Genomic DNA, 20,025 nt, shown 5'->3' with positions numbered 1-20,025 from the left:
CGATTACATGGCGTTCGAGGCACCATCGATGAAACCAGCCGGTGATGCCTGGCAGATGCTCGCCGCGTTGGCCACCGCCGACGGTAGCGCCGCCCATCCCCGCATCGCCGCGCTCGCAGCGCCGAACGCCGACAAGCGCGACGTCGCGGATGCGGTCCACGCGGTCTGCACCATCCACGGCCGCTATCTGTTCGAGGGCGTCGCGCTCCAAAGCGACCAGCAGACCGCCGACTGGTTCGACCGCATCACCACCGCCTTCACCGACGAACGCGCCTATCTCGCGCATCTCACCGCCGCCGTCGGTCCCTTGCCGTCGACGCCCGGCCAGGCCGAAGCAGACGCCGCTTTCACCAACCAGCGCCACACCTTCGACATGCTCGCCCGCTCGGATCGCAAGGGCTGCGCGATCGGCACCGCCATCGCGCTCGTGATCGACTGGCAGGCGATCCGCATTGTGCTCGATGCAGCCGCCTTGCGGTTCGGCATCGCGGTGCCGCCATCCGAACTGCCCGACCGCGCCGATCTCGCCGCCTTCGTCGCGACCGCCAGCGACTCGCCCGCGACCCAGCGCGCCATCGCCTTCGGTGCGCAACAGGTCTTCGCCCAGCATCGCGGGCTGTGGAGCCTGCTCGAAGCCCGCGCCAGCGCCCGCAACCACCATTGCTGAGCGGCTTGCGCGACCGCGCGCACGCCCTCTATCCTCGGGCGGACCAAGGGGGACACGATGACCAAAGGCGGATGCCTGTGCGGCGCGATACGCTATGAAATTCCCGGCGAGCCGATCGCGGCGCGCGCCTGCTGGTGCCGACTGTGCCAATATCTCGGTGCCGGCAGCGGCACCGTCAACGTCGCCTTCTCGAGCGAAGGCGTGGCGATCACCGGCGATCCGCGCTGGCGCACCGATACCGCCGATAGCGGCAACACACTCCGTCGCGGCTTCTGCGCCGAATGCGGCACGCCGCTGTTCAGCACCACCGACGCCCGCCCGCACCTGATATTCGTGCGCGCCGGCTCGCTCGACGACCCCGATCTGATCGGCCCCGGCGCTACGATCTGGACCAGCGAAGCGCCGATATGGGCGCATTTCGATCCAGCGCTGCCGCAGGTGGAAAAGCAGCCGCCGCCGGTCGCGTAACGCCGTCCTGCCCGGCCTGCGCCGGGGAAGCCATCACCAGCCGCTCGGCTTGCCCTTGTTCTGCGCGTCGAGCCACACCTTCAACGGCGCGAAATAATCGACCATCGCCTGCCCCGACATCTCACGGCTGCCGGTGAACGCCTGTAGCGCCTCAGGCCACGGCTTCGACTGGCCCATCGCCAGCATCGTATTCAACTTCGCACCGACCTCCTTGTTGCCGTAGAACGAGCAGCGGTGCAGCGGCCCGGTCCAGCCCGCCTGCTTGCACGCCGCCTGGTAGAACTGGAACTGGAGCAGCCGGGCGAGGAAGTAGCGCGTATACGGCACGCTCGCCGGCACATGGAATTTCGCACCCGGATCGAACTTGGTCTCGTCGCGCGCGACCGGCGGCACGATGCCCTGATACTTCAGCCGCAAGTCGTTCCAGCCCTTCTCATACTGGCTCTCGGGAATCGCGCCCGAGAACACACCCCAGCGCCATTTGTCGATCAGCAGCCCGAACGGCAGGAAGGCGACCTTGTCCATCGCTTGCCGCAGCAGCAGGCCGATATCCTTGTCCGGCGTCGGCACCTTGGCCGGATCGAGCAGGCCGATCTTGACGAGATAATCGGGCGTGATCGACAGCGCGATGAAATCACCGATCGCTTCGTGGAAGCCGTCGTTGGCGCCATTCTCGTAGAGGAACGGCTTGGTGTTATAGGCGCGCTGGTAGAAATTATGCCCCATCTCGTGGTGGATGGTGGTGAAGTCGTCCGAATTGACCTTGGTACACATCTTGATGCGCAGGTCGTCCTTGTTGTCGAGATCCCATGCCGACGCGTGGCAGATCACCTCGCGGTCGGCCGGCTTGACGATCTGCGAGCGCTTCCAGAAACTCTCGGGCAGCGGCTTGAAGCCGAGCGAGGTGTAGAACCCCTCCCCCGTCTTGAACATCCGCACCGGATCATAGCCCTTGGCCTTGAGCAGATCGCCGACATCGAAACCGAGATCGCCCGCCCCCTTGGGCGCGACGACATCATAGATATTGCCCCATTCCTGCGCCCACATATTGCCGAGCAGATCGGCGCGGATCGGCCCGGTCTTGGCCTGCACCGCGTCGCCGTATTTCTCGTTGAGCTTCCAGCGGACATAGGTGTGCAGCGCCAGATACAGCGGCTCGACCTGCTTCCACAGCGTATCGGTGAGCGTGGCGAACTGGTCCGGCGTCATGTCGTAGCCCGCACGCCACAGCGCGCCGGTGTCGGCGAAACCGAGCTGCTTCGCACCCTGGTTGGCGATCACCACCTGCCGCGCATAATCCTTCCGCATCGGCGCGCCGACCTGACCGTGCCAGCTAACCCACATCTCCTTGAGCTTGGCCGGGTCGCGCGTGGTGCCCATCGCCGCTTCGATATCGCTGCCGTTGATCGGCTTGCCGTCGAGCGTGCCCTTGCCCTTGCCGTATTCGGACGACATGCGCGTGACGATCGTCGCGAGTTCGCTCGCCGCGCCGGGCGTGGTCGGCGCCGGCAGAGTCAGCCCGCCACGCAGCAGATCGAGCTTGCGCTTGGTGTCAAAGGACAGCCCCGGCAGCGTCGCGAACCGTGCCGCGCCAAGCGCATATTTCACCTGCATCTCGGTGCTCTCGGCACCAAAGCGCGCGGCGATCGCGTCGGTATCGTCGGTGATATAGGTCTCGTTGATCCACGTCGCCTGCTGGACCGGCACCGAGAAATCGCCGAGCACCTTTTCGGCATCGGCGACGAAGGCATCGGCCTGTGCAGGGGTCGTCGGCGCGGCGGTCTGGGCCAGCGCTGGGGCCGCCGCGAGCGCAAGCGCCAGCGCGACGGTGGAGATACCGGTGCGGATCATGGAATGCCCCTTTGGTCTTGTCTCGATGCGGCAAACTGTGCCGCAGCGGCGATCAGGTCAAGCCGCGAGAAAGTCGGCGATTTCCCGGCCAAGTTCGGGCTTCACCACCGCGCTCATGTGGTTGCCGGGGATCTCCCGGAAGGTGCCATCGACCAGCGCCTCGGCCAGTTCCGCGCCAGACCCATTGTCGTCGTCATCGACCCCGGTCAGCACCAGAGTCGGCGTGGTGATCGCGGCGACCGCCTCGGCCGGCGTATCGACGAACGTGTCGAGAATGCGCAGCAGCGCTTGCGGGTCGCCCTTGGTGGTCTTGAGGAAAGCCTCGGTCAGCCACTCGTTGCTGCCACGCGTGAAGCTGCCGAGGTTGGTCAGCACATGGCGGAAATAGCTGCCCCGCCCGGCAGTATGCACGATCCCCTGATAGCCCATCCCAGACAGCACCGCCCGCCGTGGCGTCGCGCCATTGGCGAGCATCCGCACCGTCGTTCGCCCGCCGAGCGAATAGCCGGCAAGATCATATTCGGTGAGGCCGAGATGTTCGATCAGCGCGAAGCCGTCGTGCATCAGCACATCGGGCGGATAGCTGGCGGCATCGTGCGGCTTGGCGCTGCTGCCGTGCGCGCGCAGATCGGGCATGATGACGCGGAACCCGCGCGATGCGATCAGCGCGGCATGGCCGTAGCGTATCCAGTTGGTGAACGCGTCGGAAAAATAGCCGTGGATCAGGACGACCGGCCTACCCTCGCCTAGCTCGCGCCACGCGATGCGGGTGCCATCGAAACTATCGAAAAACTGCGGTTCAATCGGGGAGCTTGCCAAGCGCGTCCATCCAACGGTCTGAGGTCGAGGGGTTATCCTCGCTCCTTATCCGCGGCAAGGCGTGCGTGTCGATCCATGCTTCGTGCAGGCTCTCTACGCCGAAGTGATGGCGCGGCACGAACCGGCCGGGCTCGTCGAAGCTGCCGACGGTCAGGTCCATCGTCTCGCCAGGCTTGAGGAACTCGAACGTCAACGGCGTGCCGCATTCGCGGCAAAACCCGCGCTCGGCGATCGGCGAGGATCGGAACCGCTCGGGCGGCTGCGTCGTCCATTCGACGTCGGCGATCCGAACGCCCTTGAACGCGATCGACACGCCCCCGGTCGCGCGCTGACACATACGGCAATGGCACAGATACGCATCGTCATCGTCGATCGCGACCGCGTAGCGGATGCGACCGCACTGGCAGCCGCCGGTGAGGGTTTCCGTCACAGCTCGAACACCTCCCGAAGTCGATCGATACTCTTTTCTCTATCAAAAATTGAGAAGCGGCTGAGGTGCGGCAGCGCGATCAGCTTTCGCCCATCGGCGAGGCGGTAGCGGTCCGCAGTGACCGCCCCCCATCCAACCAAATGACTGCTCTCGAATTGCGCTCCGCACAGGCTGGCCAGCGGTTTGGCTGGCTGCTCCTTTCCCATACAAACGATGATATCGAACGATATCTTGGGATATATGGATCGCCAGAGCCGGTCCGAGAACCTCAACGCGGCATTCCGGTGCGGGAGAGCGTCCCAACTCGGGCTACGAAACGGAACGTAGTTCGCGCTAAAAACCTCGTCGTCACAAACGTCGAGCAAGGTAAACAGGGCCTGGACCTGTTGCTGAAGCCTAGCCTTTCCCGGCTCGCAGCCGTTCCATGCCTCGACTCTGTAGGCGCTGCCCAACTCTTGCGACCAAGACGGGCCATGACGTTCTTTCCCGCCCGGATTGAGCGTCACGAACAGCAATTTCGCGGTGGCCATGTTCGCTTGCGGGCACATGATAAAGCGCCAGCCGAGATCATATCCCAGTCGGCGTGCCTCAATTTCGATCTCCGCGCCCCTACACAACGGATCGTCGCTTAAGGGTTGCTCAGACGCGCCCGCCAGTGTGACGTCATGGCAAAAAATCGGGGCATTCTGGTAAAGTAGTTTTCGAGCGTAATCCTCAACATTTATCCCGGCGGCATCTGCTTCGCCAGTTAAGCGCTCGATCAGGTCATCGTCCAATTCGAGAAAAAGATCCGCCATAAGGTGATGATGCCATCAAGGCATCATCACCTCAAGTCATCTCAATCCGCCTTCTGCAAATGCCGCCGCCCCAGCAACTCTGCGATCTGCACCGCGTTCAACGCTGCCCCCTTGCGGAGATTGTCGCTCACGCACCACAGCGACAGGCCGTTCTCCACGGTGGGGTCTTCGCGGACGCGGCTGATGAAGGTGGCATATTCGCCGACGCACTCGACCGGGGTGACGTAACCGCCATCCTCGCGCTTATCGACCAGCATGATGCCGGGTGCTTCGCGCAGGATGTTCTGCGCCTCCTCGGCCGAAATCTCGCGCTCGAACTCGATGTTGATCGCTTCGGAATGGCCGACGAACACCGGCACGCGCACGCAAGTCGCGTGGACCTTGATCTTCTTGTCGAGGATCTTCTTGGTCTCGACCACCATCTTCCACTCTTCCTTGGTCGATCCGTCGTCGAGGAAGCTGTCGATGTGCGGGATCACGTTGAACGCGATCTGCTTGGTGAATTTCTTCGCTTCGGCACTGTCGCCGACGAAGATGTTGCGGCTCTGCTCGAACAGTTCGTCCATGCCAGCCTTGCCCGCACCCGACACCGACTGGTAGGTCGCGACGACGACGCGCTTGATGGTGGCGGCGTCGTGCAGCGGCTTGAGCGCGACCACCATCTGCGCGGTCGAGCAGTTCGGGTTGGCGATGATGTTCTTGACGCGATACCCGGCGATCGCTTCGGGGTTCACCTCGGGCACGATCAGCGGCACGTCCGGGTCCATCCGGTAGAGCGACGAATTGTCGATCACCGTGCAGCCCGCCGCCGCGAAGCGTGGCGCGTGGATCTTGGTCGCTTCCGAACCGATCGCGAACAGCGCCATGTCCCAGCCGGTCGGATCGAAATTGTCGATGTTCTGGACCTTGAGCTTCTTGCCGGTCTCACCGAAATCGACTTCGTCGCCCTGGCTGCGCGAGGATGCGACGACGGCGATCTCGTCCGCCGGAAACTCGCGCTCCGCCAGAATGTTCAGCATTTCGCGCCCGACATTGCCCGTGGCGCCTGCGACGACGATCCGATAACCCATGATATTCTCCAATTCGGGCCGTGCCCGTAGCGTCATTGCGCGGCAGCGTCCATCGACTTTGCTAATCGTGCGTGCGCGCTTGCCAGGTCGCATGGGTGATGCCGTGAACCTCGGCGAGATGATCGGTCAGCGCATCGAGTTCGCTTGCCGCGACATTGGTGCTGACCAGCTTGGCGACGATCTCTACGCGGTCCTCGCCGCGCGGCACCACGTCGAGTTCGGCGACCGGCAGTTGCGCGCTTTCGAGATGCTCGGTCAGCAGGTCGCCCATCGGCCCGGCCGCCTCGGCCTCGGTGGTGATGGTTACGGTGTAGGTCGCCTCGACGTGCCGCCCCTCGATCGGCACGCGGTTGATCGCATCGACCAGCGGACGCAGCACGGTGTTGACGAGAATCACCATGAACGCGAGCAGCGCGGCTTCCGCGATCATGTCGCTGCCCGCGATCGCGCCGACCGCCGCTGAACACCACAAAGTCGCCGCCGTGTTGAGCCCACGGACGTTCATCCCCTCCTTCATGATGACGCCAGCGCCGAGGAAGCCGATCCCCGACACGACATAGGCAATGATGCGGATCGACTCGACATCCCCGCCGAGCCGCTGCCCGAGATCGACGAACGCTGCCGATCCCAGCGCGACCAGCGCATTGGTGCGCAAGCCTGCCGTGCGCTGGCGATATTGCCGCTCGGCGCCGATCAGCGTGCCGAGCACGAAGGCGACGAGATAACTGACGACCGTGTCGAGAAACGGCCACAGATGAAAGGTCGTCAGGAAACGCATGACGTTACGGCTTGGACTTTACAGTGCGGTCCAGGAAATTGACGATCGTCCCGAGCACATGCGGCCCGACCTCGGAGCGAAGCGCGCTATGCGTCTGGCCGGGGTAGAACATCATCTCGAACGGCCGGTTCTGCTTCTGCATTTCGGCGGCGAACGCGGTCGAATTCTCGAACACGACATTGTCGTCGGCCATGCCGTGGATCAGCATCAGCGGGTCGGCGATCTTGCCGGCATCGCCGAGCGCGTCGGATGCGGCATACGCGGCGGCATCCTTCTTGGGATCGCCCATGTAGCGCTCGGTATAATGCGTGTCGTAGAGTTCCCACTTGGTCACCGGCGCGCCCGACACGCCGGCGGCATAGACGCCGGGGTTCGCCGCGAGCATCTTGATCGTCATATAGCCGCCATAGGACCAGCCGAAGATCGCGACCTTCGATGGATCGACGAACGGCTGGGTCTTGATGAACTTGGCGCCGGCAAGCTGATCCGCGACCTCGACCGTCCCCATCGCGCGATAGATCTGGTCCTCAAACGCCTTGCCGCGATTGTACGATCCGCGATTGTCGATCTGGAAGAACACATAGCCGTGCTGCACCAGATATTGCGGCAGCGCGCCGCCCCATGCCCGCGTCACCTGCTGGCCGGTGCCGGGGCCGCCATAATGCTGGAAGAACACGGGATATGTCTTGCCCGGCTCGAGCTTGGGCGCGATCATTTCGTAATAGAGCGGCGTGCCGTCGTCGGCCTTGATCGTGCCGAACTGCGTGCTCCGGTGCGCGGCGCTATAGGGGTAATAGGGATGGCCCGGCACGATGGCATTCTCGTTGATCCACGCCAGCCGCTTGCCCGCCGCATCGGCAAGGTAGGTCTGCGGCGGCTGATCCGGGCTTGAGCGCGTGACGATCAAGCGGCTCGCGTCGCCGTCCATCGTCGCGCTGTTCCACCAGCCAGCCTCGGTCAGCCGCGTGATCGCGTTGCCGTGCTTGAGATCGAGCGCATAGACATGCTGTTCGAGTGGGCCATCCTTGTTGGCAACGAAGGTGATCCGCCCCGCCTTCTCGTCGATCCCGATCAGCGCCTGTACCACCCAGTCGCCCTTGGTGAGCTGGGTCCATTTGCCCTGTGCGTAGCGATAGAGGTGGCGGTAGCCGCTGCGCTCCGACGCCCAGATCAAGCTGCCGTCGCTGAGCACACGATACGCGTCGCTCAGGTTGAGCCAGCTCCGCACGCCCGATTTCTCGGTGAACAGCACATGCGCCTTGCCGGTCGCCGGATCGACGCTGAGCATGTCGAGCGTCTTCTGGTCACGGCTCTGCCGCTGGACGAGCAAGGCCGAACCGTCGGGCGTCCAGTCGACGCGGGCAAGATAGATGTCGCGGTTTGCGCCGAGATCGACCTTCACCTGTTTGCCATCCAGGCCGACCACGTAGAGATCGACCAACGCGTTGGGCGTGCCCGCCGCCGGATAGCGCTGGTCATAGACCTTGGTGCCCTCCGCGCCGATCGCCGCGCGCGTGACCACGCCGACCGGCGCCTCGTCGAACCGCTCGATCGCGATACGAGTCTCGTCGGGCGACCACCAATAGCCGGTGAAGCGGTGCATTTCCTCCTGCGCGACGAACTCGGCCTCGCCCCAATGCACCGTGCCGCCGCCACCCTGCGTCACCGCATGCGCCGCGCCGCCGCCGAGCGGCTGGACGAACACATTCTGGTCGCGCACGAAGCCGATGTAACCGCTGCGCGGGGATACGGTCGGGTTGAGCTGCCCGCCCGGCTGGTTGGTCAGCCGCCGCACCTGCCCGTCGAGCCCGGCAAGAAACAGGTCGCCATCGAGCGGCACGAGGATCGTCTTGCCATCGGGCGCCCAGTCATACGCGACGATGCCTTTGCTGCTGCCGATGCGTGCGCGCTCGCGCTGCATCTTCTCGGCTTCGGACAGTTCGGCGCCGCTGCCGATCTTGCGCGAATCGACCAGCATCCGCTCTTCGCCGGTGCGGGTGTCGCGCGCCCACAAATCGAGCCGGTCCTTCTCATCGGCGCGTGGGCGAAGCGACGTCAGCAACGTGCCGTCCGGCGACAGCCTCAGCGCACGCGGCTGCGGCCCGGCGAGATCGGGGCTGGCGAAGACGCGGTCGAGCGTCAGCGCCTGTTGCACCGGCTCAGCGGCCATGAGCGGGACCGGCGCCGAGAACAACAGCACCCCAGCGAGCAAAGCGCCTTTTCGCAAACATCATCTCCGCATCTCTCAGGCCATCGCCTGCGCGAGCGGCAGGCGGGAACGGCCTTATCGCGATGCGGACGCGGTGCGTAAAGGGGCCGGTTTGCGCCACGGCAAACGCCGCCCTTCGATCAGCGAGCGCCACGCCCATTCGACCGGCGCGATAGCATAATGCCGCACATAGACGTTCGCGACCCATAGCAGCACTGCATCGATGACGAACGCCACCACCATCAGCGGCCCCCACGTCAGCTTACCGTACAGCGCCAGAGCGAACGGCGGGAACAGCAGCCACAGGCAGATCAGCGTCTGCGCGATGTAGAGTGTCAGCGCCGTCCGCCCCGCCGCGACGAACGGCCGCAGCAGCCGCGCGCCGAACACCGTCGTCACCAGCAGGTTGATCAAGCCGATATGCCCGAGCGTCACCGCCAGCCGGGCCAGTTCGGAGGTCGCCCAGTCGAGCTTCGGCGCATCGTCGAACCGCATCGTCTGCCACGCCGAAATCGCGCGCAGCGACAGGCCGATCGCATAAGCGATCACCGTCATCCCCACGTAGAACCGCCGCGAGCGCTGGCCTTGCAGCAGGCCGAGCTTGAACAGTCCGGCACCGATCAGCATCGTCGACGCAGCTTCCCAGACGAACAGCGCTTCCAGCCCATAACTCTCCATCATGATGATGATGGACCATTGCATCTTCGCCCAACTGAACGCGGTGCCGCGCCGGGCCGTGTCCTCGGCGACGACCCGCGTGGCCATCTCCCGGTCGCGCTTGGCCTTGCTGACCTCATGCTTTTTCTGCGCCGCGATCGCCTTGCGATCATCCGCGTCGAGCGGCACGCCATTGTGCTGCTTGATCGCCACCTGCGCGAGCGTGGCGTGCCGCTGGATCACGGTGTTGAGATCGAGCGCGCCGGTGACGAACGTGAACGCGGCCAGGTTGAGGCCAAGGAGGATAAGCCATTTGCCCGGAAGCCGCGCGAACAGGAAGGCGATCAGCGCGGCGATGCCATAGGTGTGCAGGATCTCACCCGGCCACAGCAGGATGAAGACATGGACGACACCGAACGCGAAGAGGATCAGGTTGCGCACATAATAGCGCCCCAACACCTGCAAATGCCCCGCCGCCTCCGCCGCGCGGGTGGTTAGGATCACCATGCCCGCCCCGAACAGCATCTCCAGCATGCAGCGCGCGGTGCCATCGGCGAACACCTCGCGCAGCCACCACGCCGCCTGATCGGTCGGACTCCAGCCGAGATGGCGGATATCGTCGAACGACGCGATCAGTGATTGCCCCATGTCGTTGATGTTCATGAACAGGATGCCGAGGATCGCCACGCCGCGCAGGATATCGAGCACCGCAATCCGCGGCGCACCGTCCGGCTCGGCGGCCGTCGTCATCGGTATGTCGCTCACCCCGGCTCTCCCCCTCAGCGAGACGAGAATACCGCAATGCATGTGTCCTGTAAATGCAACACACCGCCTCATAACCCGTCACCCAGCGCAAGCTGGGGCCCCTCCGAGGCGGACGTTCCGGTTTCCACAGGAAGACCTCAGCTTGCGCTGGGGTGACGGTGACGGTGACGGTGACGGTGACGGTGACGGTGACGGTGACGGTGACGGTGACGGGCCGATGCTCGAACGTACCGCGCCCGCGCACCAAAAAGGGCGCGGGAGCTATCGCCCCCGCGCCCTTCCTGAAACCTTGCGGTCGTCGCTTATTCGGCGGCGACGGTGCCCTTGGCCGGACGGTTGTCGCGGCGCTCGGCGATACGCGCCGACTTGCCGGTGCGGCCACGCAGGTAATAGAGCTTGGCACGACGCACCGCACCCTTGCGGACGACTTCGATGCTGTCGATGTTCGGCGAATACAGCGGGAAGACGCGCTCGACGCCCTCGCCAAAGCTGATCTTACGAACGGTGAAGTTAGACCCCATGCCCTTGTTCGAACGCGCGATGCACACGCCTTCGTAGTTCTGCACGCGGGTCCGGTCGCCTTCGACCACCTTCACGCCGACCTTCAGCGTGTCGCCGGGGCGGAATTCTGGGATCGTCTTGGTCGCCAGGAACTTGGCGATGTTTTCGGCTTCGATCGTCTGGATGAGATTCATCTCATGCGTCCTTCGTCTGTCGCCGCGCGCCAGAGGGAGGCTTGACCCGAACGCCCTCGTGGCGCTCCCAAAGGTCCGGCCTCCTTAGCCGTGTCTCGGTCTCGGCCATGAGCTTTCGCCATGCCGCGATCCTCGCATGATCCCCCGATCGCAGCACTTCGGGGATCGTGCGCCCTTCCCATTCATTAGGTCGGGTATAATGCGGATATTCGAGAAGGCCGCTTTCGAAGCTCTCGTCATCTCCGCTGGAAGGCGCGCCCATTACGCCGGGAAGCAGGCGAATGCAAGCGTCGAGCAGCACCAGCGCCCCCATCTCCCCGCCCGACAGGATATAGTCGCCGATCGACACCTCTTCGATGCCGCGCGCCGCGAAGATCCGCTCGTCGAACCCCTCGAACCGACCGCACAGGATGGTGACACCGGGGCCGCTCGCCAAGTCACGCACGCGGCGCTGGGTGAGCGGCACCCCGCGCGGCGTCATTGCTATGAGGGGGGCGCCCGTCGCCACGCTATCGATCGCAGCGGCGAGCACGTCGGCACGGAGCACCATCCCCGCGCCGCCGCCCGCCGGCGTATCATCGACGGTGCGGTGTTTGTCGGTCGCGAAATCCCGGATGTTGCGCGCATCAAGGCTCCACCGCCCCTCGCTCAGCGCCCGCCCGGCCAACGACATGCCGAGCGGGCCGGGGAACATATCCGGGTAGAGCGTGAGGATGGTGGCGGCGAAGGTCACTTGGCCCAATTTTCCACCACGAGACCCGGCACGTCCATGAAGTCGCGCTCATTGGCAGTCACGAGCGTCAGGCCGAGCGACAGCGCATGCGCGGCGATCAGGCGATCGAAACTCGCCCGTCGAAACGGCAGCGTTGCATAAGCGCGCGCCGCCGTTTCGTCGAACGGCACCAAGGCAACGTCCCTCAGGAACGCATCAAGCGCCCCCATCGGCGGCGGGCGTCCCTTGGTTGAGCCGAGCGCGACCTCGGCAAAGACGATAGCGGATACTCCGAGATCGCCCTCGTCGCATCGACGAACCCGCTCGGCCAGAACCGGGTGCGGACCGCTGAGCAGCACGATGACAGTATTAGCGTCGAGCAGGTATTTCATGGTTTGTCGGGCCGCCAGCCTGACCAATCAGGATCATCCCAAACCCTTGGTGAATCCTCGAACTCACGCTCTTCGGGCGTGAGCGGCTTGAGCCAAGGGATTGCTCCCATCCAACCCTCACCGCTGATTTTCCGCTTCGGCGCGTTGGCAGGTTCGAACGTGAAGCGACCATGCTCCTCGCGCAAGCGCATCTCGGCGCCTTCTTCAAGGCCAAGCGCCTTGGGCAAGCGCAGTGCGAGCGAATTGCCCGACTTGAACACCTTGGCTTTATAGTCCTCGCTCATCGCCGCAGCTCCGTATACACTCCACGTATATACTAAACCACGAACGCCCCGTCAATCACCACCCGCTCGCCGTCCCATTCGGGCACCGCGTCGGCGTTCATCGGCACCATGAAGCGCTGGCCGCCTTCACGTTCGATCTCTATCACGTCGCCCGCGCCGAAATCTTCGATCAGCACGACATGCCCCAGCGGCTCGCCCATCGTTGAGACGGCGGCGAGGCCGATCAGGTCGGAATGATAATATTCGCCCGGCTCGAGCGGCGGCAAAGCCGAACGCGGCACCGTCAATTCGGTGCCGCGCAGTGCCTCGGCAGCGTTGCGATCAGTCACTTCGGCGAAGCGCGCGATCGTGCCGTTGCCGCCCGGGCGTGCCGACTTGAGCGTCAGCGCGCCACCATTGAGCACCTTGTAGCGCGCCAGATCCTCGGTGAAGACCTTGAGCCGCACTTCCCCCGTCACGCCATGCGCGCCGATGATGACGGCGAGCGTAACGGGGCGATCTGCCAACATTATGCCTCGGCCGAAGCCTCTTCGGCGGCCGGGGCTTCCTCAGCCGGCGCAGCAGCGGCGGCCTTGGCGGCTTCCTCGGCTTCGGCGAGCTTGGTGGCGCGTTCCTCGGCGCGTTCGGTCGCCTTCTCGCCCGGCTTGCCCTTGTTCGGGTTGTTGCGGACGGCACGCTCCTTCACGCCCGTCACGTCGAGGAAGCGCGCGACGCGGTCGGTCGGCTGCGCGCCGTTGCCGAGCCAGTGCTTCGCGCGCTCGGCGTCGAGAATGATGCGCTTCTCGTCATCCTTGGCGAGCAGCGGATTGTAGGTGCCGATCTTCTCGATGAACTTGCCATCACGCGGCGAACGCGCGTCCGCCACGACGATGCGGTAATAGGGACGCTTCTTGGAGCCGCCACGCGACAGACGAATGCTGAGTGCCATCTTGAACTACTTCCTTCTTCTTATCTTCTGTCGCCCCGGCGAAGGCCGGGGCCGTTTCGTTGAGGTCGCCGCGGCGACGATTACTTCTTCTTGTTCATCAAATTCTCGAACCCCGGCGGCAGCTTGGCCTGACCACCGCCAAGCCCAGGCAGCCCGCCCGAGTTGCCGCCGATCAGGCTGCCGATATCCGGCATGCCAGCCCCACCGAGGCCACCCATGCCGCCACCGCCCATGCCGCCCTTGCCGAACATCGCCGCCATGCCCTTCAACCCGCCCATCTTGCGGATCTTCTTCATGGCGCCGGCCATTTCCTGATGCATCTTGAGCAGCTTGTTGACGTCCTGCACGGTCGTCCCCGAGCCCTTGGCGACGCGGATCTTGCGCTTGGCGTTGAGCAGTTCGGGCTTGGCGCGCTCCTTCTCGGTCATCGAACCGATCATCGCGTCCATGTGGATCAGCACCTTGTCGCCGCCGACCTGCTGAACCGCGCTCTGCGCCTTCTTCAGCCCCGGCAGCATGCCCGCGAGCGCGCCGAGGCCGCCCATCTTGCGCATCTGCTGGAGCTGCGCGCGAAGATCGTTGAGATCGAACTGGCCCTTGGCGAGCCGCGCCGCGATCTTCTCGGCATCTTCCTGCTGGATCGTCTCGGCGGCGCGCTCGACCAGGCTGACCACGTCGCCCATGCCGAGGATGCGGCCCGCGACCCGGCTCGGATGGAAGGCTTCGAGCGCATCCATCTTCTCGCCGGTGCCGGCGAACTTGATCGGCTTGCCGGTGACGGCGCGCATCGACAGCGCCGCACCACCGCGCGCATCGCCGTCCATGCGGGTCAGCACCACGCCGGTCAGCGGCACCTGCTGCGAGAAGCTGGTCGCCACGTTGACCGCGTCCTGGCCGGTGAGCGCATCGACGACGAGCAGGATTTCCGCCGGACGTGCGACATCAGCGACGGCGCGCATCTCATCCATCAGCGCCTGATCGACATGCAGGCGGCCCGCCGTATCGAGCATCAGCACGTCATAGCCCTGCAGCTTCGCCGCCTGAAGCGCGCGCCGCGCGATATCGACCGGCTGCTGGCCCGGCACGATGGGCAGCGTCGCCACCTCGGTCTGCGTGCCCAGCGTGGCAAGCTGTTCCTGCGCGTTCGGGCGATTGACGTCGAGCGACGCCATCAGCACCTTCTTGCGCTCGCGGCCGCCCTGCCCGCCCGACAGCCGCCGCGCGATCTTGGCAGTGGTCGTCGTCTTGCCCGAGCCTTGCAGGCCTACCATCATGATGACGGCCGGCGGCGTGACGCCGAGTTCAAGCTCGGCCGCGCTACCGTCGCCATCGCCGCCCAGCATCGCCACCAAGGCGTCGTTGACGATCTTGACGACCTGCTGACCCGGCGTGACCGAACGCAAAACTTGCTGGCCGATCGCCTGCTCGGTCGCCTTGTCGACGAACTCGCGCGCCACCGGCAGCGCGACGTCGGCTTCGAGCAGCGCGACGCGCACCTCGCGCATCGCGGCGCGCACGTCCGCCTCGGTCAGCGACCCGCGGCCGCGCAACCGATCGAACACACCGCCAAGACGGTCGCTGAGGCTCTCGAACATCGTCAAACCTTCCACTTCGAACGCTATCGCCCTACGAAAAAACGCAAAAGACGCCGGCGGACGAAACCTCGTCGGCCGGCGTAGCCCCGTGGGGCAAGCCTTTCACGAATCCCGATGGGGACACGATCGAAGCGCGCTTTAGCGACTTCGCGCGCATCTCGCAACCCGCCGGGGCTTAACGCGAAATACACGGCTCGAACGACATAGTCCGTTGATCGGGTTTGTAAGGCGTTGGCAATGGGTTCTGGACACGACGACGGATCGGAGGTCACGCTCCCGCCACGCCAGGATCTGTGGATCGGCGCCATCACGGTCACCGCGATCGTGCTGTTCGTCTGCACCGCCGGCGCCGCGCTGTCGCTGGCGTTCGACGCGCATCGCTCGGATCGGCCGGCCGATCGCTGGTTGATGATCGCGCTGCTGCTCAACGTCGCGCTGATCCTGTTCGGCTGGCGCCGCCACCGCGAACTGAGCAGCGAGGTCGCGGCTCACACCCGCGCCGGAGACCGCGCACACCACCTCGCCGCGCGCGATCCGCTGACCGGCGTCCTCAACCGGCGCAGCCTCACCGAGGAAGGCGCGACACTGTTCGTCGGCGCACGCCGCCGCCACAAGGCGATGGCCCTGATGATGATCGACATCGATCACTTCAAGGCGATCAACGATCGCCACGGCCACGCCACCGGCGACGCCGTGCTCCGCCTCGCCGCCGCCGAGATCACCCGCATCATGCCGAGCGGCGCGGTGCTGGCACGGATCGGCAGTGACGCATTCGCCTGCGGCTTCCTGTTCGATTCCGGCCATCCCGCCACGGTCGAGCGCGTCGTCGAGCGCACGATCAGCAAGTTCGCCCAACCCTTCAAATGCGAGGGGCTGGCACTCGCGATCAGCGCCTCGGTCGGCATCGCCCGCTCTGACAATGGCTGCGCCAGCTTCGAGGCACTGATGCGCGGCGCCGACTCCGCGCTCCACGCCGCCAAACACGCTGGCCGCAACCGCTACGCCTGGTTCGATCAGGCGTTGGAACGCGAGGAAGCGGCCCGTGCCCTGCTTGAGACCCGCCTGCGCGGCGCAATCGCCCGGCAGGACATCGTCCCCTATTTCGAACAGCAGATCGATCTCGCTACCGGCGGCCTGCGTGGCTTCGAAGTGCTGGCGCGCTGGGACACGCCCGACGGCATGGTCGCCCCCGCCGTCTTCTTGCCCGTCGCCGAGCGCACCGGGTTGATCGGCGATCTGTCGTTTTCGGTGATGCGACAGGCCTTCCTCGCCGCGCGCGATTGGGACGCCGGGCTGACGCTGTCGGTCAACCTCTCACCGTGCCAGTTGCAGGACGCCTGGCTCGCGCAGAAGATCATTAAGGTGCTGACCGAAGTGCGCTTCCCACCCGGTCGGCTCGAGATCGAAGTGACCGAAACCGCGCTGTTCGACAACCTCGCGCTCGCCCAGTCGATCCTCGCCAGCCTCAAGAATCAGGGCGTGCGGCTGGTGCTCGATGATTTCGGCAGCGGTTTCGCCAGCCTTGCGCATCTCCATGCCGCAGCGTTCGACCGGGTCAAGCTCAGCCGCAGCTTCGTCACCGCACTCGACACTACGCCCGATCATGCCGTGATGATCAACGCCGTCGCCCGCCTCGGCGAATGCTTCAACCTGCCGATCACCGCAGTCGGCATCGAAACCGCCGAGACCGGGGAACGGCTGCGCGCGCTCGGCTACACGCGCGGGCAAGGCCAGCTCTATGCGCAGCCCGCCAGCATCGCCAACACCCGCCGCCTGCTCGCACAGCGCGGCCTGCTGCGCCAGCCCGGCCCAACGATCGCCAACCCACACCGCGCGATCGGCTAGAATGGACATCCGCCGCGCCCGTCCCTAGATCACCGCGCATGATCGACCGCGCCGGCCCCTGTCGTGGCTGACCCCCATATCGTCAGCCTGGGCTGCCGGCTCAACATCGCCGAGAGCGAGACGATCCGCGCGTTGCTCGCAGGAACCGAACGCGCGCGCGACACGGTCGTCGTCAACAGTTGCGCCGTCACCAACAGCGCCGTCGCCGAGACGCGCGCCGCGATCCGCCGCGCGCGGCGCGAGCGCCCGACGGCGGAGATCGTCGTCACCGGCTGCGCCGCGCAGATCGATCCGGCCAGCTTCGCGGCGATGCCCGAGGTCGATCGCGTGATCGGCAATGCCGAAAAGCTTTCGTCGCACGCCTGGAAAGCATCGGCCCCGGTCGTGGTCGGCGACATCATGCAGGTGCGCGACACCGCCCCGCATCTGGCAAGCGCCTTCGCCGCGCACGCGCGCGCGTTCGTCGAGGTCCAGAACGGCTGCGACCATCGCTGCACCTTCTGCGCGATCCCCTATGGGCGCGGCAACAGCCGTTCGGTGCCGGCGGGCGGGGTGATCGACCGGATCGCGGCGCTGGTCGATGCCGGCTACCGTGAAGTGGTGCTGACCGGGGTCGATCTCACCAGCTACGGCCCCGATCTGCCCGGCGCGCCGACGCTCGGCATGCTGGTCGAACGTATCCTCACCCACGTCCCCAAGCTGGAACGGCTGCGGCTGTCCTCGCTGGATTCGGTTGAGATCGACGACCGGCTGTTCGACCTGATCGCGCGGCATCCGCGCATCATGCCGCACGTCCACCTCTCCTTCCAGGCCGGCGACGACATGATCCTCAAGCGCATGAAGCGCCGCCACAGCCGCGCTCAGGCGGTCGCTTTGGTCGCGCGCCTGAAAGCGGCCCGCCCCGACATCGCGATCGGTGCCGACCTCATCGCCGGCTTCCCGACCGAGGACGCCGCGATGTTCGCCAACACCCGTGCGCTGATCGACGATTGCGACATCGTCCACGCGCATATCTTCCCATACTCGCCGCGCGAAGGCACCCCCGCCGCGCGGATGCCGCAAGTCGCGCCGGACGTACGCAAGGCGCGCGCGGCGGAACTCCGCGCGGCAGCGGCGGCGCGCAAGGCGGCGTGGCTAAACACCCTCGTCGGCACCGAACAGGACGTGCTGGTCGAGCGACCCGGCGATCGCGGCCACGCCGGCAACTTCGCCGAAGTCCGCTTCCCCGCCCCGCTACCCTCCGTTCGCCCTGAGCCTGTCGAAGGGCGTGTTCCGGGCGCAGGTGCTTCGACAGGCTCAGCACGAACGGAGTGGGTCGGACAGGTCGCGCGCCTCACCATCACCGCCACCGACGGCCTCACCCTCCAAGCCCCATCGCTACAAAAGGCAATCGCATGAGCACCACACCCGGCTGGCACGAGCGCCTGCTCGGCGGCTTCAAGCGCACCTCCGATCGGCTGATCGGCAACCTCGTCGGGCTCGGCACCGCGCCGCTCGACGACGCCACGCTCGACGATATCGAGGAAGCGCTGATCGCATCCGATCTCGGCCCGCAGACCGCGCACCGCATCCGCGACCGGCTCGCCGCCGGCATGTTCGAGCGCGACATGGAGGATCTCGGCATCCGCCTCACCGTCGCCGAAGAAATCGAGAAGGTGCTGGAGACAGTCGCCAAGCCGCTGGAAATCGAGGCGTTCCCCCGCCCGCAGGTGATCCTCGTCATCGGCGTAAACGGTTCGGGCAAGACCACCACCATCGCCAAGCTCGCGCACTGGCTGAAAGAGCAGGATTACGCGGTGATGCTCGCCGCCGGCGACACCTTCCGCGCCGCCGCGATCGGCCAGCTCGCCACCTGGGCGGAACGCGCCGGCGTGCCGATCATCAGCGGCAAGGAAGGCGGCGACGCCGCCGGCATCGTTTACGAGGCGGTCAAGCAGGCGACCGCGATCGGCACCGACGTGTTGATCGTCGACACCGCCGGCCGCCTCCAGAACAAGCGCGAGTTGATGGACGAACTCTCGAAGATCCGCCGCGTGCTCGGCCGGCTCAACCCCGCCGCCCCGCATGACGTGGTGCTGGTGCTCGACGCGACCACCGGCCAGAACGCGCTCAACCAGATCGAAGTGTTCAAGGAAATGGCGGGCGTTACCGGCCTCGTCATGACCAAGCTCGACGGTTCCGCGCGCGGCGGCATCCTCGTCGCGGCGGCGGAGAAATACGGCCTGCCGATCCACGCGATCGGCGTCGGCGAAGGCATGGGCGATCTCCGCCCGTTCAACGCCAACGAAGTCTCGCGGATCATCGCCGGTGTGGATGGAGTGCGTCGTGGTTGAGATCAGCAAGAAGCCCGTCCCCAAACCCGTCAACGCGCCGCTGCTGCGCATGGCGGTCGATTACGGCCCGCTCGTGGTATTCTTCGCGGTCAATTACCTCGCCCCCGGCCCGACCGTCGCCAAGGCGGTCGCCGCGACGATCGCCTTCATGATCGCCGAGGTGGCGGCCTTGCTTTTCTCTCAGCTCAAGCTCGGCTCGATCTCGCCGATGCTGTGGATCACCGGCGCGCTGGTGCTCGTGTTCGGCGGGCTGACCATCTATTTCCACGATCAGCAATTCATCCAGATGAAGCCAACCTTCGTCTATGCGCTGTTCGGGGGCCTGCTGCTGTTCGGCTGGCTGACCGGCCGGCCCTTGCTCCAGCAATTGCTCGAAACCGCCTATCCGGGTCTCGACGCCGAAGGCTGGCGCAAGCTTACCCGCAACTGGGCGATTTTCTTCATCCTGATGGCGATCGGCAACGAAGCCGTCTGGCGCGGCACTGCGATGCTGTGGGGTAAGGACGCCGGCTGGAACGCGTGGTTATGGTACAAGATGCCCGGCTGCGTCATCATCACGCTCGTCTTCGCGATGGCCAACGTGCCGATGCTGATGAAGCACGGCCTGACGCTGGGCGACGACAAGCCGCCGATCGTGCCGCCAGAGGGCTGATCCGAAATATATCGTCACCCCGGCCTGCGCCGGGGCGACGAGGGGCATCAAAAAGGGCCGGAGACCCTGCGGTCCCCG

General features: G+C 65.5%; 21 protein-coding genes. 6 read left to right on the top strand and 15 right to left on the bottom strand.

Features of this window, described 5'->3' with window-relative positions; genetic code table 11:
• Positions 1–28: 28 nt before the first annotated feature.
• Both EWE75_RS14710 and EWE75_RS14705 read left to right on the top strand, forming a co-directional pair.
• The gene (locus EWE75_RS14710) at positions 29–667 is read left to right on the top strand and encodes a DUF6975 family protein (protein WP_231708363.1); all 639 of its coding nucleotides are present in this window, start codon (positions 29–31) and stop codon (positions 665–667) included.
• Between the two features lie 57 nt (positions 668–724).
• On the top strand, positions 725–1,135 hold the full coding sequence (locus tag EWE75_RS14705; protein ID WP_130158791.1) for a GFA family protein: 411 nt from the start codon (positions 725–727) through the stop codon (positions 1,133–1,135).
• A gap of 33 nt (positions 1,136–1,168) precedes the next feature.
• On the opposite strand, the gene EWE75_RS14700 is transcribed toward EWE75_RS14705, so the two are convergent.
• From EWE75_RS14700 to ffh, 15 genes are all read right to left on the bottom strand, one after another.
• Positions 1,169–2,986, bottom strand: a complete 1,818-nt coding sequence (locus tag EWE75_RS14700) for a M2 family metallopeptidase (protein ID WP_130158788.1) — start codon at positions 2,984–2,986, stop codon at positions 1,169–1,171.
• Between the two features lie 57 nt (positions 2,987–3,043).
• Positions 3,044–3,805 (bottom strand): alpha/beta fold hydrolase, encoded by a 762-nt coding sequence (locus tag EWE75_RS14695; protein ID WP_130158786.1) that lies wholly within the window; start codon positions 3,803–3,805, stop codon positions 3,044–3,046.
• Entirely contained in the window at positions 3,786–4,235 is a 450-nt protein-coding gene (locus EWE75_RS14690; RefSeq protein ID WP_130158784.1) for a GFA family protein, read from the bottom strand. The genes EWE75_RS14695 and EWE75_RS14690 overlap by 20 nt, the downstream gene beginning before the upstream one ends.
• A complete protein-coding gene (locus tag EWE75_RS14685; protein WP_130158782.1) occupies positions 4,232–5,032 on the bottom strand; it encodes a hypothetical protein in 801 nt (266 codons plus the stop codon). The genes EWE75_RS14690 and EWE75_RS14685 overlap by 4 nt, the downstream gene beginning before the upstream one ends.
• 41 nt (positions 5,033–5,073) lie before the next feature.
• Complete coding sequence (locus EWE75_RS14680) at positions 5,074–6,102, bottom strand: aspartate-semialdehyde dehydrogenase (protein ID WP_130158780.1); 1,029 nt, start codon at positions 6,100–6,102, stop codon at positions 5,074–5,076.
• Positions 6,103–6,163: 61 nt separating this feature from the next.
• Positions 6,164–6,880, bottom strand: a complete 717-nt coding sequence (locus tag EWE75_RS14675) for an MgtC/SapB family protein (RefSeq protein WP_130158778.1) — start codon at positions 6,878–6,880, stop codon at positions 6,164–6,166.
• A gap of 4 nt (positions 6,881–6,884) precedes the next feature.
• Positions 6,885–9,050: a S9 family peptidase gene (locus tag EWE75_RS14670; protein ID WP_130158853.1), complete on the bottom strand. Its 2,166-nt coding sequence runs from the start codon at positions 9,048–9,050 to the stop codon at positions 6,885–6,887.
• 114 nt (positions 9,051–9,164) lie between these two features.
• A complete protein-coding gene (locus EWE75_RS14665; RefSeq protein ID WP_231708362.1) occupies positions 9,165–10,511 on the bottom strand; it encodes a DUF418 domain-containing protein in 1,347 nt (448 codons plus the stop codon).
• A gap of 302 nt (positions 10,512–10,813) precedes the next feature.
• Positions 10,814–11,206 carry a 50S ribosomal protein L19 gene (gene rplS / locus EWE75_RS14660; protein ID WP_130158775.1) on the bottom strand — a complete coding sequence of 131 codons (393 nt, stop codon included), beginning with the start codon at positions 11,204–11,206 and terminating at the stop codon, positions 10,814–10,816.
• Between the two features lies 1 nt (position 11,207).
• Positions 11,208–11,939: a tRNA (guanosine(37)-N1)-methyltransferase TrmD gene (trmD, locus tag EWE75_RS14655; RefSeq protein WP_130158773.1), complete on the bottom strand. Its 732-nt coding sequence runs from the start codon at positions 11,937–11,939 to the stop codon at positions 11,208–11,210.
• Positions 11,936–12,310, bottom strand: a complete 375-nt coding sequence (locus EWE75_RS14650; protein ID WP_130158849.1) for a type II toxin-antitoxin system VapC family toxin — start codon at positions 12,308–12,310, stop codon at positions 11,936–11,938. The genes trmD and EWE75_RS14650 overlap by 4 nt, the downstream gene beginning before the upstream one ends.
• Entirely contained in the window at positions 12,307–12,594 is a 288-nt protein-coding gene (locus EWE75_RS14645) for an AbrB/MazE/SpoVT family DNA-binding domain-containing protein (protein WP_130158771.1), read from the bottom strand. The genes EWE75_RS14650 and EWE75_RS14645 overlap by 4 nt, the downstream gene beginning before the upstream one ends.
• 32 nt (positions 12,595–12,626) lie before the next feature.
• A complete protein-coding gene (gene rimM / locus EWE75_RS14640; protein WP_130158769.1) occupies positions 12,627–13,103 on the bottom strand; it encodes a ribosome maturation factor RimM in 477 nt (158 codons plus the stop codon).
• A complete protein-coding gene (gene rpsP, locus EWE75_RS14635; RefSeq protein WP_130158767.1) occupies positions 13,103–13,522 on the bottom strand; it encodes a 30S ribosomal protein S16 in 420 nt (139 codons plus the stop codon). The genes rimM and rpsP overlap by 1 nt, the downstream gene beginning before the upstream one ends.
• Positions 13,523–13,602: 80 nt before the next feature.
• Positions 13,603–15,117, bottom strand: coding sequence for a signal recognition particle protein (gene ffh / locus EWE75_RS14630; protein WP_130158765.1), 1,515 nt, complete (start codon positions 15,115–15,117; stop codon positions 13,603–13,605).
• A 237-nt stretch (positions 15,118–15,354) separates the two neighbouring features.
• Here ffh and EWE75_RS14625 point away from each other — a divergent pair, with 237 nt between their 5' ends.
• The 4 genes from EWE75_RS14625 to EWE75_RS14610 all read left to right on the top strand — a co-directional run bounded on the left by EWE75_RS14625 (position 15,355) and on the right by EWE75_RS14610 (position 19,947).
• Positions 15,355–16,962, top strand: a complete 1,608-nt coding sequence (locus tag EWE75_RS14625) for a putative bifunctional diguanylate cyclase/phosphodiesterase (protein ID WP_130158763.1) — start codon at positions 15,355–15,357, stop codon at positions 16,960–16,962.
• Between the two features lie 63 nt (positions 16,963–17,025).
• Positions 17,026–18,360 (top strand): tRNA (N(6)-L-threonylcarbamoyladenosine(37)-C(2))-methylthiotransferase MtaB, encoded by a 1,335-nt coding sequence (mtaB, locus tag EWE75_RS14620; protein WP_130158761.1) that lies wholly within the window; start codon positions 17,026–17,028, stop codon positions 18,358–18,360.
• Entirely contained in the window at positions 18,357–19,295 is a 939-nt protein-coding gene (gene ftsY, locus EWE75_RS14615) for a signal recognition particle-docking protein FtsY (protein WP_130158759.1), read from the top strand. Before mtaB ends, ftsY begins: the two co-directional genes overlap by 4 nt.
• On the top strand, positions 19,288–19,947 hold the full coding sequence (locus EWE75_RS14610; protein WP_345789385.1) for an inner membrane-spanning protein YciB: 660 nt from the start codon (positions 19,288–19,290) through the stop codon (positions 19,945–19,947). Before ftsY ends, EWE75_RS14610 begins: the two co-directional genes overlap by 8 nt.
• Positions 19,948–20,025: the final 78 nt, after the last annotated feature.

Source organism: Sphingomonas populi (assembly GCF_004208535.1).
GTDB lineage: Bacteria > Pseudomonadota > Alphaproteobacteria > Sphingomonadales > Sphingomonadaceae > Sphingomonas > Sphingomonas populi.
This window is presented reverse-complemented; position numbering and strand designations above follow the sequence as displayed.